This window comes from Ensifer sp. NPDC090286, from assembly GCF_044769565.1.
Classification (GTDB): domain Bacteria; phylum Pseudomonadota; class Alphaproteobacteria; order Rhizobiales; family Rhizobiaceae; genus Ensifer.
In genome coordinates, this window is sequence record NZ_JBIVYF010000009.1 from 60,733 (window position 1) to 75,285 (window position 14,553).

The following is a 14,553-nucleotide window of genomic DNA, read 5'->3' on the forward strand; positions in this document are numbered from 1 at the left end:
TCACATCTGTAGCCGCCGTAGCGATCAGGCCACATTCGGCCCCGAGGGAATGTGGCCGTCTAATTTAGGCGTCGGGCAAAGATGGTTGGCACAGTGGGTTGAGCCTCGAACGCGCAACTCCGGAGATGTCGTTTTGACAGGGAGGCAATTGTCGTCATGTCGCGCGACATGCGGGTGAAGCCTTCGCTGGTGGGAGGTTTCAAGGGCGGCCGGAACGCGGCTTGTCTGTTCTCGGATTTTGATCGACAGAAACTGCGGTGTATCGTCTGTCATGGCTACGCGACAGACGTAGCGCAAAACGGACAGGTCGGGCGTTCACCATTCGGTTCAACAGATACCATCGACGGCCTGATCGCCGAACCGGCACGTTTTGGTCCAGCGATGCGATCGCCCCTCCATACTATTCGAACATGACGACACTCGACCCGAACGGTGTTGCGGACCAGTTCGTCGAGATCGACCGGCTGACAGATAGGTTGGGACGGCGGCCCAGTCTTAAAGACGGATTTTCGATGCTGGATCTGACCGGCAAGGGATTCCGGCTGTTGTTTACGGCGTCATGGGTTTGGGCCGAACCTTGCGGAACGCCCGCTTGCTCGGCCCGAGGCTGGGAACGCGTGCGCGACGCGACGGCATTGAACCGCTGGGAACGCGCCTGGAAAGAGGCGGGCAGCCCCTCCGATGCGAACGTCTTTCCACCCTCTCTGCTCTCCGAGCCAGACCTGCATATCTATGGTCGATCGACGGGGCATGGCTTTGATGCCGGCTGCATCGTAAACCGGTCGTCTCAAACGGTAGGCGTCTCGAACATCTTCAGTCTGTTTGATACGCCGCCCGCGCTTCGGGATGCTGTTTTGCTCGCCGGTCACGCCTTTTCCCCGGATCTGCCACTTGTTGGATACGATCGCGGCATTGCGTTGGAGGAGCTTTTGAAGCTTGGCTTCATCAAGATGGTTGAGCTTGGGAAGCCCGACCATGTCCTAGCTCGCGGCATCGGTTTTGGATGATTGGCATCGGCGACCGCGATCGGCGCCGATCGCGGGTATCGTTCTCGTCGTGCCCTCCCCTGGCGGAAAAGTGTGATTGGCTTTCCGCCCTCGCCTATTCGACAGATGACTGCGGAAACGTGACACTGTCCGGTCGCTACAACATGGGCAACCGCTCCGACCGCAAACTTGTCGTGGCAATTCAACAAGCGAAGTTGGAAACGGATGACGAGAGGACTTCGGTCAAGCCTGCAATTTCACGGGCTGACGAGATCTCAAGCGATCCGTCGTTTACCGGCTGGCGGAAACCCCCATTTGTGACGCAGCCGCCATTCAGGTATCAGCCGGTGCTCGATCACTCGAACCGGAGCACTGTCCCGTACTCTGCCAACCTGGAGACAATTGACGTCAGTGGGGCGTCATATCGAAGCGCACTGGACCGAACAGCGCCGGCCGATTGGGCTGAAGTTTGCATGGTCGGAAATCCAGCATTCTCGCTCTTCGAGCGCCGCGAGTGAATTCTCCCGCATGCCTGAGATCGCTACACGAAAGAGACGGTGGCAAGCGATGCAGTTTCGACGTGCGGCGTGGTCGACGGAAACGCCGCTCTCCTGGTTCGGATTAGACGCTCAGAACCTCCGTAAGTGTTCGTCGGCGCAAAGGGGGCGCGACGAGCCGTGCGTTTGGCGCGTTACGAGCGATAGTTCCGCGCATTTGCGGCGTTTGTGATGACGACCGATGAGCAAGGATTCGGCCCGTACGACCACCAGCACAAGCAATCGGTTTGAAGGGAGCGGCATCAGGAGCGCCATTGCCACTCAGGTTCGGATTTCGGTGCGCTCGAAAGTTATGCACTTGTTAACTATATGATATAATGACCATTCCTGCAGAAGCCGAAGCTAAAAGGCAGAACACTTCTGCCATCGAAACCTGCATTCTGTGGCGCCATTGGCGATCTCTATCGGCGGAGCAAAGCGGAGATGATCGCCAAAGGGCCGGTGGAAACCAAGCTGGGCATTTCACGTCATGAAGTTTTGGAAACCGAAGGCTGGAGACTGAGGGATCCGCCCAAATTGGCGTCGGACAGTTAGCATCTGCAACATCCCTGCGTATATCTCGCGAGCGCCCTCCCCTTCTCCGACCGTCGTGTCTTCCGGCGATGAACTGGCTAATCATGAGGCTGGACTGGCTGCGTTCACTAGCAAAGTGGGTCGCCTTCAGCAGAAGCTTCGTGAACTCCGCTCCTCCCTTAGCGTTTCGCAAGCGGTCAACCAGGCGCAGAGGACTACCCCCTGCCCTATTGTCTGCAGCACTGTTCGACCAGTCAGTCTAGAGGTTCCAGTTTCTCGGCTCAGGGCCTCCGCATCCCTCGCTCGGAAGTTGGCGACGACAACGACTTGTCGCCAGCGCTGGTATCCGGCAACGTAACCATTGGGTCGGGCGGCGTTGGCGCGGGCTCGATCGTGTCTGCTTGCATCTCGACGTTCCTGCGAAAGAGGTCGCGACGGCGTACAAATTGGTCTGACTGATCTGTTGTCTATCTCGAGCAGGCCAACACCGGGCCTCCCGCTGAAGATCTCGAACCAAATTGCTTACGGAGGCTACGCCGCGAGACCTGTCGCTAAATGGTGTCAAAGATCGCGCAACGAAAGCGACGGCCAGCAAGCCAAGAGATCGTTGGCACCCACAAGTTTGGTCGATGTCATCGAATGAGGCTAAATGCCGGTGCGCAAGGTTTGGGTTTCGCGTCGAGGGAATTTTCCAAAGAAGGTGCTGGATAGATGAGGGAGTGGGCCTTGCGGCGTTGGATACCGCGAAGGCATAGCAACGGCGGGACATGAGGACCGTGGCACTCGAAGACCATCCACCCGTAGGCGTCGGGTCACAAGGGCGAACCGCAAGAACAGACGTCGGGATTGAACCGGGCAACGCGGCAGTGCACGAAAGCCTTGGCGACTTGGGACCCGAAAATCGTAAGTGGGGGGCGCGGGATCGAACGTGGCTATTGCCAAGGCGCGCCGATTGCCGGGGCCAACTTCTTGGGAGTCTCTGACGGGACTTTGGTTTTGCCGGTGCTGTCGGGATCTTGCAAGCGTTAGGCGGCTCCCCGCCCCTGCATCCCGATGGATGCTTTGGCGATCTGTGCGCGTGAACGCGACGGCGCGGGCTTTTGCCGTGATTTCGGGATTGCTGGGGGCTCAGAGATCAAGACATCTCTTCGGACCTTTCGCGCGCGGTTCAGGTGCTGCCAACCTCGCAGACGCGTTCGGCAACCAAAGGTAGTATTAGTGGCCGATCGACTGTCAAACAACTTCATTCGTAGACGAGGGGAGGTATGGCTTCGGTAGCCTTAGTGCGGCGTACGCAAACCTTGTCAGCTGACAAGGCTTCTATGTTTGCCGTCGTCGAACCGCGGCTGAGGCGATCCGAGCGCCGTCACGACAGATGACCCAACAGACCTTGTCAGCTGACAAGGTCCGGACCCCGTGCCGATAAACATGAGCTTGTAAGCCAATCTCTAGCCACGCAAGCCGCGCCTTCCGATATCAGGGCCTTCAAGCTAGAAACCGATCTTGCGGCTACAGGATATTCCAGAGACGGCTGTCGATGAGCACGGGCGTGGGCCACTCTCCGAGGTTATCGTGTAAGGATAGCAAAGGGCGAAAGCTAGGTCTGAGGTTGAAGTAATGGATATCGGCCGTGGCGACTTCTAATGCGGAAACCTGTCAGGAAAGGCTACCCGGGCCATCATTCCTAAACGAGACGTCTGCTTGGGTTAAACGAAGCAAAGGCGGCCGCTCACGCCGTGCACTTCGCGGGTGTTTGAAGTCCATCTGAAGGTGCTTTGGCGCCGGCAATCGTTTCAAATTGATCTCACGTCGATCGTGGCTCAACCCTGGCTCCGACTATCTCCTGCTGGATTACGGATGGCATCACTGTCGAAAGTCGCTTCAGGAAGCAAAGGAGATGTTGGTTGCTTGGCGCCGCTGCCTGGAAAGTTCCGAACAAAAAAACGCCGCCGTGAGGGCTGCTTCTCGAACGATCCTCGCGGGTCTCCTGGTACGAGTAATACAGGTCTGTGACGAGTCCGGCGTAGCGGCCATGCACTCGAGACACAATCCCTGTTGGGGACTTCTCCGGTCGTTCGCCAGGTTTGTAAACGCTCGGAGGCCTGGTGTGTGGTGAAGCGGCGTTTGCTGCGCCTTGATATGTGACCCCAAAAATTGATCTGCCCAAGCGGACGAAATTGCGCGCGAGAGTGGGGCAGCTCGGCCGGATTGCGGCGCCCTGGATCACGAGGTCGCGGGCTCCTTCAGTGTTCGCTGGTGCCGCTTCGAACTCACCCCTGTGATATTCGATAGGTCTTGGTCCAACGTTCGGCGGGGATTGGAAGTGCGCTTGCAAACAAATTCGCGGATCCGTGGCAGCGTACGGGAAAACCTGTCCCGAGGCATTTAGCGTCTATACGCGCCATAAAGGGGGAGGCGCAAAGGTTCAATGATGATAGTAAGGTTCTTAGAGTCGTGGCGCTTTGATTGGATTCGGGCCTTCCGAGGTGCTTGTTGGAGCGCTTTGTTTTGCGGGGCGCGCCGTCAGGCAGATCGTGTTTCGGGATCTCAGAGTGCCGGCTAATGTTCGACTGTTTGTGTCCGGCGCCAAGACCGCGTGCCAGCCCTCTCTTGAGCTGTTCGTCCGCAAATGCGTCCTCCACTCCGTCGTTCCAGGTAACGAATTCATGGTTGGTTCGACGCCGTGAATGGTGATGCCGCCTTGGGAAAGATCCGATCAGCCGGCATCGAATCCCTGTAAGCGTCGACGCTCGGTCATTTCATAGACAAAAGCCAAGGGCTCGCTGGACGTGGGCCTTTCAGAGGCGCCAGTTTTGAGGTGATGTCGCCTCTTCATGTGAAAACCCGTGGCAATGCGGCCATCGTACGGACACGGTATAGATTTCGGCAACATAGGGATCGTGCCCGGCCGGTTTGAGGGGGCTGATTGCTGTCACATTGAGCGACTGCGGCGCGGGAGCGCCTATCGCCATTCACTCGTGGATCGACACGATGGAGTAAGGGCACGTCCTTGATCTGAACCTCATTGGGCCAGCCGTTTGCGCCGAAATCGGTCGGCGGATCGGGATGACGGGTTCGTCGTGGTCGCTTCTCGTGGTCGGGGCCGATCGAAAGATGGGGAGGAGGGGGCTGTCGCTCGGCCTGGCGTGAACTGGTTCTTCTCAATCCCCGATCCGCAATGCTGCCACGTCCGATTAGCGGGGCAGCTGACAATTCGTCGTTTGGTGGGCCGCGCCCCTGCAGTCGACCGTTCTTGTATACGGAAGCCGGCGGCTTGCCAGTTTTGCCGAAACTTGGGCCATGACGGCGTTCTTGCATTTCGGGATGTATTGGTCGCGTTTCGGCACGCAGCACCGGTGGCAATAGGGATTTGAGCTGCCTGCCGCCGAAATCTGTTGGCCGGCTGAGCGCGTGAAGGTCGACTATCCGCGTGAGATCGTGCACGACGATCTCGAGAAGCAAGCCTTTTGACTCGAGTTAGGGGAGGACGCCGCGGGCAACAGGCTCGCGCCATAATCGGACGTGGTGATTGTAGGCCATTTGGGTCGCGTCTTGGTCGTCCGCCAATGGCAGTTCGAGCCCAGCGGCGACGACGCCGCTGTCGAGATGTGATGGATTTTAGTCCATGTGACGGAAGCAGATGGCGTAATAACTTCTCCTAGGACGTTTAATATAGAGAAAGCAGATAGTTAGAACCCAGCGAATTTCGCCGGCATCTTGCGGATTCGGGGGGTGGATCGAATGTTCATGTGTTTCCGCGAAGGGCGCATGAAGCTGGGCAAAAGGACGTCGGCATGGCCGGCCAATTGTCTCCGACGCGGCTCTTCGCCAGATCGGCGCTCGGTGGCAAATCTCTGTTGGAGAGCAGACAGAGGGTCGTTGGCTCAGCCTGACCTTCATGGGGTGCGGTCTGATCATCGAGCGGCGCACTTCTTGCCAGACGCGAAGGAGGTTGCCGATCTGAGACGAGTTTCCTCTTCCGTCGAGCCTGGAAGCGGTGAAACTCCCTCGGCCCTTGAGGCGGAGGCTTCGAAGACGCCGGCGCTGAGCTGCCGCGTGTTTATGCCGCCCTTGGCATTGCGGCCGAACGGGGTAGCCCGCTTTCCTTTGGTCTTCGACGTGAGCCGTCGGCGGCGAACGACGACAGTTCATTATCGCGCGGTTGGATGGAGGCAGGGCTGCCTGTTTCACAGGCGACCCTCCGATCGCCTAGCGCTTGCGAACAAACTCGGTGCGCAGAACAAGACCTTTGATCGTCTCATGGCGGCAATCGATTTCTTCAGGGTTATCAGTCAGCCGGATAGACTTGATCACAGTTCCCTGCTTCAGCGTTTGTCCGGCACCCTTGACTTTGAGATCCTTGATCAGAACGACCGAGTCACCATCTGCAAGGACGGTGCCTGATGCATCGCGAACCTCGGCGGCTCTCGCTTTTTCGGCAGCAAGTTCGGAGGCTGGCCGCCACTCACCCGTTACATCGTCGTACACGTAGTCGTCGTTCTGGTCGCTCATGGTCTGCCTTGCATTTTTTTTCCGGATATTGCGGCGGTCGCGGTCGCGGCCGCTGCCATTGGGGTGCACCCCTACCTTTTCTGCGGTTCTGACGCAAATGTAACGGCTGCCCATCGGGTCTAGACGGAGGCGGCTCGGTCGCTGCGGCCCTTTAGGGGGGGCATCAGGTAAGGTCCCGTCTCGGCTCGTCGCTCGGTTTTGCTGCGGCTTAGAACAGCGGTCGTTCGCTCCACGGCCGGTGGATTGGCAAAACACTGTCGTTTCAGTACCCCGTTCGCGCCAAAAGCAAGTTCACGCTTCAGATCCTGGAAAACTCCGCCCGAGTTTGTGCAGCTCCGTGGGTGCTCTAGTCGGCGAAGGCCTGTTCTCTCGCAAAGATTTCCTGATCCGTCGCTGCCTTGACGGCACTCCGCGTTCGATTTCGGCCCGCACTCTTTGCTTCGTAGAGCAGTTTGTCGGCCCGTTCATAGAGTTTCTCGAAATCTTCATCGCCGAGGGCATCCGCCACTCCCATGCTGGCGGTTACGGGCCGCTTGAGACCGGGAACGACATTGGCGACAATTGCCGGAATCGCCTGCCGCCGGCGTTCGGCCAAGGTGGCGGCGCCATTGCCGCGCGTGAGTAGCACAAACTCTTCACCACCAAGACGGTATGCCCTCACGTCCGGCCCAGGCTGGAAGGCACTGGCGACAGCCTTGAGTACGGCATCACCAACGACATGTCCGCTTACGTCATTGATTGACTTGAAATGATCAAGGTCAATGACCGCCAATGTTGCAAAGCCTTCAGCTCGAAGCTGCGCGAATTGTCCCTCGATAGCCCGCCGATTGAGCAATCCCGTCAACGGGTCTGTTTCGGAAAGCCGCTCAAGCAGATCGGCTTCGATGCGTGCGCGATCTCGCTCTCGCTTCATGGTCACGAAGCGATCAGCTACGCCGAGCGTGGTGAAGAGGGCTTCGAATAGACAGCCAGTATAAAATGCGAGCGTGGCGTCGATGCTCTCGAACCAGGGGACGACGCCCGTCACAAGACGGATCAACCCGACCGCGACCATTGGCGTGTATCCGACTGCCTGAAATTTTGCCGCGCGGCTCCCGCGGCGCAATGCGTCGATCATCGACAGTATGAAAATGATGAGGATCGGTGCAAACGAAGCCGTGTACGCCGTCGATTGTATTGGCCGCGCAACGAACGGGAATACGGCGTGAAACGCACTCAGGAACAATGCCGATGCCGCGCAATAGGGCAGCAGACGCCGTAGTGCAGGATGCATCAGTCCAGGTTCGATGAAACTGTACGTGAACATCGCTCCTGATGCGACGGTCATCCCGAAGAGCAAGGTGGTCATCCAGCTCAACGTCATCGCGGGAGGGTCGAAGAAGACGACTGACAAACTTGATGAGGTCACAATGGTCATCAGCAACGAGAGCGTCAGAGCCGAGTGCCAAAGAATAAAAGGTTCGCGCAGGATCCGATAGAACGCCGCATTGAAGATCAGAAGCATGGCGAGCATGCCCGCAAGGCCTGCAACGATCATGAGGGGTTGCATATCCTCGATGCTGTTGCCTGCGACATCCTCTGGTGCCAGATATGCTCGTTCCAGCGTCATCCGGTGGCTAGGCAAGTCGATGGCGACGACGACTTGCCGCGTCGCATCGGTCACGCCAGGCAGGGGAGCCTTGAAATACCCACCGGCGGCCATTGAGCTGGGCAACGCTGCTGCGGAAATGGAGGCTTGCCGCACCGCGCCGTCCTGGTCGATTGCAAGCAGATGCACCGCCTCGAGTGCGCTCCGCCTTGAGAGAAAATATCGAGGAAGGCTATCGCCCGGCCTGAGATCGAAGCGAAGCAGCACTCGCTCGGAATCAATCGAGAATTTCCGGTCATCACAGAACCACCGCTCCGCTGCCAAAGCTATGGTGATGACGTTCTCTGAGATGCGGCCGGATGCCCAGCAGGAATTGCGAATGTTGCTGGAATCAGCAGCGTGGGTCGATCCAACGCCCAGGTGCGTCAGCATCAACAGAAGCAGAAATACTGCCAATACAAGACTTCGAAACCCACCCCCAAGCATGAGGCTTTGGTATAACCAGACGCTTTCGATACCATTAAGCTTCGCAAAAAAAGCGCCTGTTATCGGCTCGGCGAGGCTCGTCGAAATGCCCCGATCCAGCAATAGCGCCTGAACGCGAACAGCGATCCTTCCATTCTGGCGCGCGGCCGCGCTCCGTTACGGGCTGCAGCCGGACACGACAGATGTTTGAGATGGCCCTTGAGGTTTTGCGCCGATCGCGGCGCTAAGGTCGGTCGCCGCTTTCGATAGCGGCCGGTGCCTCTACTGGGTTCTCGGATGCCACGTGCTCCTCGGCAACGCTCAAATCCAGTTTCCCCCAGATCGATAGTTTTTCGCCGTTGGGTTTCAGCTTTCGGGAATGCTTGATCTCAACGATAAACGGTTTTGTCTGCTGACGCATTTTTCCTCCAGGCGACGAATCGCAATGCAACTCTTTCGCAACGCATTGGTCTCGCTAGCGAACCTTGCCCGAAGGTCGTGCGAGAAACGTGCGAGTATTCGTTGTGGCTGTGGCAGTGTGCTGCAGCGCGCTGCTTCTATTCGAGTAGGGGCGTTATTGCGCGCATCGCCACCGTCAGATCCCTTTCCCCTCAGCCGCGCCTCCATGGGCGGGCTCGTGAGGCAGGTCTGATGGTAGAACGGCTGCGCCTCGCTCTTGTTCCCGCAATGGACTTTAGAAACTTTCATCGCCTGGCTGAGACCACCCGCTTTGGCACATCAGAGTGGGGATCCCGGATCCACGCCCACGGGAACGCTTGGAAACAACTGGCGACGGAGCGATTGTGCTGTGAGCGAGAGACCCATCGTCCGGCGTCGGCCTTACCCGTCGCCAGATAGCAGAAATCGAGGCTGGTGACGCGAACGCGACGTTGGAAACACTCGAAAAAATGGGCCGGCTCTTCGGCTTCGCAGTGGGCTTCGTTCCGAAGTCAGCGCCGGAGCCTTGATCTGCTGTTTTCAGAATACACCGTTTGGTCTTCCCTTCGCTTCCCAACCTTCTTTGGCCACACCCTCGGGCAATGCCACTTCACCACGCGTATCATCCCCTCAATATTCAAAAATGTAGCTTTCTTACACTTTCTTTGACAGATGTAGATTTCCTCGCTATACCAACACTCATGCACGGCGAGTGAGACCTGAGGGCCCGGGAAGGCTTTCACAAAAGGGGGCCGTCGCTTTCATTTGGAGGAAATCAACATGTCACGCCGTTTCGCGCTGGCTTCAGCGCTCGCAGTCCTGTGCTCACACGTCTTTTCCGCCGGCAGCGCCAGTGCTGCGGCCATGACCGTCTATTGCCCGATGTCGGAAGACGACTGCGGTGCTGTGCTGAAAGCCTTCAAGGACGACACCGGGATCGAAGCGCAGTTCGTGCGCATCGGCGCCGGCGAGATCCTCGCGCGTATCAGGGCGGAAAAGAACAATCCGCAAGCAGGCCTCTGGCTTGCGGGCGCCGCCGATAACTTCATCCAGGCGGCCAGCGAAGGTTTGCTCACCGCGCACAAGGCGACCGGCAGCGAAAAGGTTGACCAGCGCTACACCGACAAGGAAGGCCGCTGGACGCCGATCTCCCTGTCGCCGATCGTCTTTGCCTACAGCCAACAGGTTCTCGACGAGATCGGCGCAAAGCCGCCGACCAGCTGGAAATCGTTTGCAGACGCAACCTTCCAGCAGAGCGTGGCGCTTGCCCACCCGGCATCGTCAGGCACGGCCTATGTCGCTCTTGCTTCGATGGTTCAGGTCTTCGGCGAGGAGCCCGCCTTCTCGCTGATGAAAAACATCGACAAGAACGTGGTGCAATACACCCGTTCGGGTGTGGCGCCATCGCGCATGGTCGCCAATAACGAGATTGCGCTCGCCATGGCCTATACCCAGGACATCGAGGCAGCACTCGCCCAGGGTTATCCGGTTGGCTATTCCTTCCCCGAAGAGGGGACGGGCTTCGAGGTGAATGCTGCGGCTGCGATCGCCAACGCGTCGGACGAGCAGGCAAAGAGCGCCGCGGCGTTTCTGGATTGGGTTCTGACGGACAAGGGGCAGGCGGCCATCGGTGCTACGTTCCGCGGCCCGATCGTGCCCGGCTACAAGAACCCGGAAGCGAAGATCGATCTCTCCAACGTGAAGATGATCGATTACGACTTTACCTGGGCCGGTGAGAACCGCGCGCGGCTCCTGCAGCGCTACGAAAGTGACGTGCGCCACAAGGCCGACGCCAAGTAAAGCCGGCAAGGAGCCCCGATATGACCCTCGTCTCGCAAGCGAACCCGTCTGGCCGGACGGGGGCATCGCCGGCCTTCCTGCGAAAGATCACCGTCGACCCGTGGCTGTTCGGTCTCTTCACCCTCGTCACGCTTTCGGTGCTGGTCTTCGCCGCCCTGCCCATCTTCACTGTCATGAAGCAGGCGGTCGTCACCGACCGTGGCTTCGATATCGCGGCGCTCGCCGATACGCTTTCCCAGTCGTTCGTCTGGGAATCGCTGGTCAACACGCTGCTGCTCGGCGCCACCTCGGCGGTCATCGCCACCGCTGCCGGCTTCCTTCTCGCCTTTTCGGCGACGCGAACGACCATGCCCGGCAAGATCTTCATACAGGGCGTGGCGCTGCTTCCGATTATCTCGCCGCCGTTCGTAATGGCGTTGGCGGTCGTCATTCTGTTCGGCCGTTCAGGCCTTATCACCCGCGAACTGCTCGGGATCCGCAATGCCAACGTCTATGGCTTCCATAGCCTGGTGTTGATCCAGTCGCTCGCCTTCACGCCGATCGCCTATCTCAACATTCGCGGCATGCTGCAGTCGATCGACAGCGCATTGGAGGACGCCTCCGCATCCCTGGGCGCCTCACGCTGGACGACCTTTTCGCGGGTGACGCTTCCGCTCGTCACGCCGGCGATCCTCAGTTCAACCCTGCTCGTATTCGTCAAGTCGGTTGAAGACTTCGGCAATCCGATGCTGATCGGCGGCAACTTCAACACGCTTGCCGTCGAGGCCTATTCGCAAATGGTGGGCTACTTCAATCTGCAGGCGGGTGCGCTGCTTGCGAGCCTCATGCTGGTCCCGTCCATGACGGCCTTCCTCATCCATCGCTACTGGGTGAGCAAGCGCAGCTATGTGACCGTCACCGGCAAGCCGACGGCCCAAACGATCCGGATCTCCGGCGCCGTCGTGATCCCGTTGACGATCCTGTGCTACGCGGTCGCCTTCACCATTCTCGCCTTCTATCTGACGGTGATCTACGTCTCGTTCACGAAACTGCCCGGCGTCGACAATACGCTGACGCTCGCCCACTACAAGACCGTCTTCACGGCGGGCTTCGAGACGCTCAGCAACTCGCTGCTGCTTGCGGGTGTTGCGACGCCGGTGACCGCGATTGCCGGCATGCTGATCGCCTATCTGCTCGTCCGCAAGGCTTTCCCGTGCAGCTTCCTGCTGCGTTGGGGGACGCTGTTGTCGTTCGCAGCACCGGGTACCATTCTCGGCATCGGCTATGTCAGCACCTTCAACGCGCCGCCTCTGCTCCTGACCGGAACCGCCTTCATCGTCGTTGCGGCGATGGTGGTGAAGAACTTGCAGGTCGGGATCGAGGCCGGCTCCAACCAGCTTCGCCAGATCGACAAGTCGATCGAGGAGGCGTCCACCGTCCTCGGTGCGTCCAACACACGGACCTTCTTCGAGGTCACGCTACCGCTTCTGAAACCGGCGCTGTTCACGTCTCTGTCCTATGCCTTCACCCGCTCGCTGACGACGCTGTCCGCAGTGATCTTCCTCGTCTCCGCCAACTGGACGCTGATCACCGTCACCATTCTGTCGCAGGTTGAGACGCTGAAGCTCGGTGTCGCCGCCGCCTATTGCAGCATCCTTGTCTTCGTCGTGCTCGCCATTCTTGCGGTCATGCAGTTCCTCCTCACGTCGACCTCGAAGAGGTAAGCCCATGTCGAAAGTCATCTTCTCCAACATCAGCAAGCGCTTCCCGGGTGTCACCGGAGCGACCGCCGTCGACCGGCTGAACCTCACGATCGAGGAAGGCACGCTCGTCACGCTGCTCGGCCCGTCCGGCTGCGGCAAGACGACGACGCTCAGAATGCTTGCCGGCTTCGAGACGCCCAGCGACGGCACGATCATCATCGGCGGACGTGACGTCACCAACGTTCCCGTCAATGCGCGTAATGTCGGCATGGTGTTCCAGAGCTACGCGCTCTTCCCGCACATGAGCGTGCGCGAAAACGTTGAATACGGCGTGCGTCTGCTCAACCTGCCGCGCGCGGAGATGAAGGACCGCGTCGATTCCATGCTCGATACCATGGCGCTTGCCCAATACGCCGATCGCTCGCCCTCGCGGCTTTCCGGCGGCCAGCAGCAGCGAGTGGCGCTTGCCCGCGCCGTCGTCACGCAGCCGAAGGTGTTGCTGTTCGACGAACCGCTCTCCAATCTCGATGCACAGTTGCGCGAGCGCATGCGCGATGAACTGCGCGCCATTCAGTTGCGCCTCGGCATTACGAGCCTTTATGTCACCCATGATCAGAGCGAGGCGATGGCGATCTCCGACCGCGTGGTGGTAATGCGCAACGGCGTCATCGAGCAGGGCGACACGCCGCTCAACGTCTACTCCCGCCCCGGAACCGGCTTTGTCGCCGAGTTCATGGGCAAGGCAAATCTTCTGCGCGGCAAGGTCGAGACTGCAGACGCTGCGGTCGTTCGCGTGCGGATCACATCCACCATGACCTTTGATCTTTCGAACGAAGGTCGCGTCTTCAGACCGGGCCAGGAGGTGCGCTGCGTGGTGCGGCCGGAGCACATCCGGGTCGAACCCGAGGGCACGATGGAGGCAAAGGTGCGCCGCGTCGTCTTCCAGGGCGCCTATGTCGAATATCTGACCGACCTCGAAGGCCAGGAATGCATCTTCCTCGATACCGAATACTACCGGACGGGCGTTGCCGAAGTCGGCCAGACGCTGCGCCTTTCCGTCGATAGCAGGCCTGTCTGGATCCTGCCGGAAAATGAAGCCGACGCCATGGGAAAAGCCGCATGACCCTTAACCAAGCCATTCGCCATGATCTACACCGGGTAATCGTGGACGTCGCTCACGAAGCCGCGCTTGCTGCCGGCGCCGTTGCCCGCAAGGGCTTCCTCGGGGCTAGTCCGGAGACGCTGCAAACCCAGCAGAAGGCCGGGTTCTTCGACATCGTTACCGCCTCAGACAAGGCGGCCGAAGCTGCGGCCTGCGAGATCATCCGGTCGCGGCTACCGGCATCACGGATCCTCGGCGAAGAAGGTGGCCTGCAAGGCGAAGGCGATACGACCTGGATCATCGACCCGATCGACGGCACCAGCAATTTCGCCTCCGGCCTGCCCTTCTTCTGCGTCTCGATCGCGGCGTACCATGTCGGCGAACCGATCTGCGGCATCGTCTATGATCCGATCCGCGAAGAGCTCTTCCTGGCGGCCGGCGGGCAACTGTCTTTGAACGGGAGTGAGGTGAAGCCTTTCCTGCGTGGGCGCATCGACCGCGAAGTCGAACTGTTGAGCAATGCCCCTTACGAAGGTGAGCGCCCGTCACGTGCGGCGCAGGAGGCCCATGCCGATCTTGTCAATTCCTTCCGTGCCGTGCGCCGTCTCGGCTCGTGCGCGCTGCATCTCGCCTATGTCGCTTGCGGCCGCGCGGCGGTCGCCTACGAATCGAAATTCAGTGCCTGGGATATCGCGGCCGGCATCCAGCTCGTCGAGGCGGCCGGAGGTCTCGTCGTGGTCCAAGATGGTGGGGGTCGGTCGCTTCATCTTCGCGAAGAGACACTTGGATCGGTGAAGAGGCTCGTTGTGGCGCAGGCCGGTTTTGACTATCAATCGTCCTGCCTGTCGAACCTCATGGCTGATGGGACATTGTGATCCTCATGTTCAACAATCCCTCTATGCCGGAACGA

At 59.3% G+C, this 14,553-nt stretch carries 10 protein-coding genes and 1 pseudogene; 8 read left to right on the top strand and 3 right to left on the bottom strand.

Features of this window, described 5'->3' with window-relative positions:
• Nucleotides 1-156: 156 nt before the first annotated feature.
• From ACIQUG_RS32045 to ACIQUG_RS32055, 3 genes are read left to right on the top strand one after another with little or no spacing between them, the layout of a single operon-like run.
• Complete coding sequence (locus ACIQUG_RS32045; protein WP_402326313.1) at nucleotides 157-414, top strand: hypothetical protein; 258 nt, start codon at nucleotides 157-159, stop codon at nucleotides 412-414.
• On the top strand, nucleotides 411-1,007 hold the full coding sequence (locus tag ACIQUG_RS32050; RefSeq protein WP_402326315.1) for a hypothetical protein: 597 nt from the start codon (nucleotides 411-413) through the stop codon (nucleotides 1,005-1,007). The genes ACIQUG_RS32045 and ACIQUG_RS32050 overlap by 4 nt, the downstream gene beginning before the upstream one ends.
• Nucleotides 1,004-1,504 (top strand): hypothetical protein, encoded by a 501-nt coding sequence (locus tag ACIQUG_RS32055; protein ID WP_402326316.1) that lies wholly within the window; start codon nucleotides 1,004-1,006, stop codon nucleotides 1,502-1,504. The genes ACIQUG_RS32050 and ACIQUG_RS32055 overlap by 4 nt, the downstream gene beginning before the upstream one ends.
• A 4,761-nt stretch (nucleotides 1,505-6,265) precedes the next feature.
• Here ACIQUG_RS32055 and ACIQUG_RS32060 read toward each other — a convergent pair.
• The 3 genes from ACIQUG_RS32060 to ACIQUG_RS32070 all read right to left on the bottom strand — a co-directional run bounded on the left by ACIQUG_RS32060 (nucleotide 6,266) and on the right by ACIQUG_RS32070 (nucleotide 9,042).
• A complete protein-coding gene (locus ACIQUG_RS32060; protein WP_402326439.1) occupies nucleotides 6,266-6,568 on the bottom strand; it encodes an alkylphosphonate utilization protein in 303 nt (100 codons plus the stop codon).
• Between the two features lie 346 nt (nucleotides 6,569-6,914).
• Complete coding sequence (locus ACIQUG_RS32065) at nucleotides 6,915-8,612, bottom strand: diguanylate cyclase (protein ID WP_402326317.1); 1,698 nt, start codon at nucleotides 8,610-8,612, stop codon at nucleotides 6,915-6,917.
• Nucleotides 8,613-8,865: 253 nt separating this feature from the next.
• Complete coding sequence (locus ACIQUG_RS32070) at nucleotides 8,866-9,042, bottom strand: hypothetical protein (protein ID WP_197067158.1); 177 nt, start codon at nucleotides 9,040-9,042, stop codon at nucleotides 8,866-8,868.
• A gap of 412 nt (nucleotides 9,043-9,454) precedes the next feature.
• Here ACIQUG_RS32070 and ACIQUG_RS32075 point away from each other — a divergent pair.
• The 5 genes and pseudogenes from ACIQUG_RS32075 to ACIQUG_RS32095 form a co-directional block, all read left to right on the top strand.
• Nucleotides 9,455-9,589 (top strand): annotated as a pseudogene (locus ACIQUG_RS32075) (helix-turn-helix domain-containing protein); the annotation flags it as partial.
• Between the two features lie 250 nt (nucleotides 9,590-9,839).
• Nucleotides 9,840-10,859: an ABC transporter substrate-binding protein gene (locus ACIQUG_RS32080; protein ID WP_402326320.1), complete on the top strand. Its 1,020-nt coding sequence runs from the start codon at nucleotides 9,840-9,842 to the stop codon at nucleotides 10,857-10,859.
• A gap of 20 nt (nucleotides 10,860-10,879) precedes the next feature.
• Nucleotides 10,880-12,562, top strand: a complete 1,683-nt coding sequence (locus tag ACIQUG_RS32085) for an ABC transporter permease (RefSeq protein WP_402326321.1) — start codon at nucleotides 10,880-10,882, stop codon at nucleotides 12,560-12,562.
• Between the two features lie 4 nt (nucleotides 12,563-12,566).
• On the top strand, nucleotides 12,567-13,664 hold the full coding sequence (locus ACIQUG_RS32090) for an ABC transporter ATP-binding protein (RefSeq protein WP_402326322.1): 1,098 nt from the start codon (nucleotides 12,567-12,569) through the stop codon (nucleotides 13,662-13,664).
• Complete coding sequence (locus tag ACIQUG_RS32095) at nucleotides 13,661-14,518, top strand: inositol monophosphatase family protein (RefSeq protein WP_402326323.1); 858 nt, start codon at nucleotides 13,661-13,663, stop codon at nucleotides 14,516-14,518. Before ACIQUG_RS32090 ends, ACIQUG_RS32095 begins: the two co-directional genes overlap by 4 nt.
• The last annotated feature ends 35 nt before the right edge of the window (nucleotides 14,519-14,553 follow it).

Excerpts from the sequence above, each read along its gene's own strand:
- ACIQUG_RS32045 (WP_402326313.1), top strand. The coding sequence starts at position 157 with ATGTCGCGCGACATGCGGGTGAAGCCTTCGCTGGTGGGAGGTTTCAAG.
- ACIQUG_RS32050 (WP_402326315.1), top strand. The coding sequence starts at position 411 with ATGACGACACTCGACCCGAACGGTGTTGCGGACCAGTTCGTCGAGATC.
- ACIQUG_RS32055 (WP_402326316.1), top strand. The coding sequence starts at position 1,004 with ATGATTGGCATCGGCGACCGCGATCGGCGCCGATCGCGGGTATCGTTC.
- ACIQUG_RS32060 (WP_402326439.1), bottom strand. The coding sequence starts at position 6,568 with ATGAGCGACCAGAACGACGACTACGTGTACGACGATGTAACGGGTGAG.
- ACIQUG_RS32070 (WP_197067158.1), bottom strand. The coding sequence starts at position 9,042 with ATGCGTCAGCAGACAAAACCGTTTATCGTTGAGATCAAGCATTCCCGA.
- ACIQUG_RS32080 (WP_402326320.1), top strand. The coding sequence starts at position 9,840 with ATGTCACGCCGTTTCGCGCTGGCTTCAGCGCTCGCAGTCCTGTGCTCA.
- ACIQUG_RS32085 (WP_402326321.1), top strand. The coding sequence starts at position 10,880 with ATGACCCTCGTCTCGCAAGCGAACCCGTCTGGCCGGACGGGGGCATCG.
- ACIQUG_RS32090 (WP_402326322.1), top strand. The coding sequence starts at position 12,567 with ATGTCGAAAGTCATCTTCTCCAACATCAGCAAGCGCTTCCCGGGTGTC.
- ACIQUG_RS32095 (WP_402326323.1), top strand. The coding sequence starts at position 13,661 with ATGACCCTTAACCAAGCCATTCGCCATGATCTACACCGGGTAATCGTG.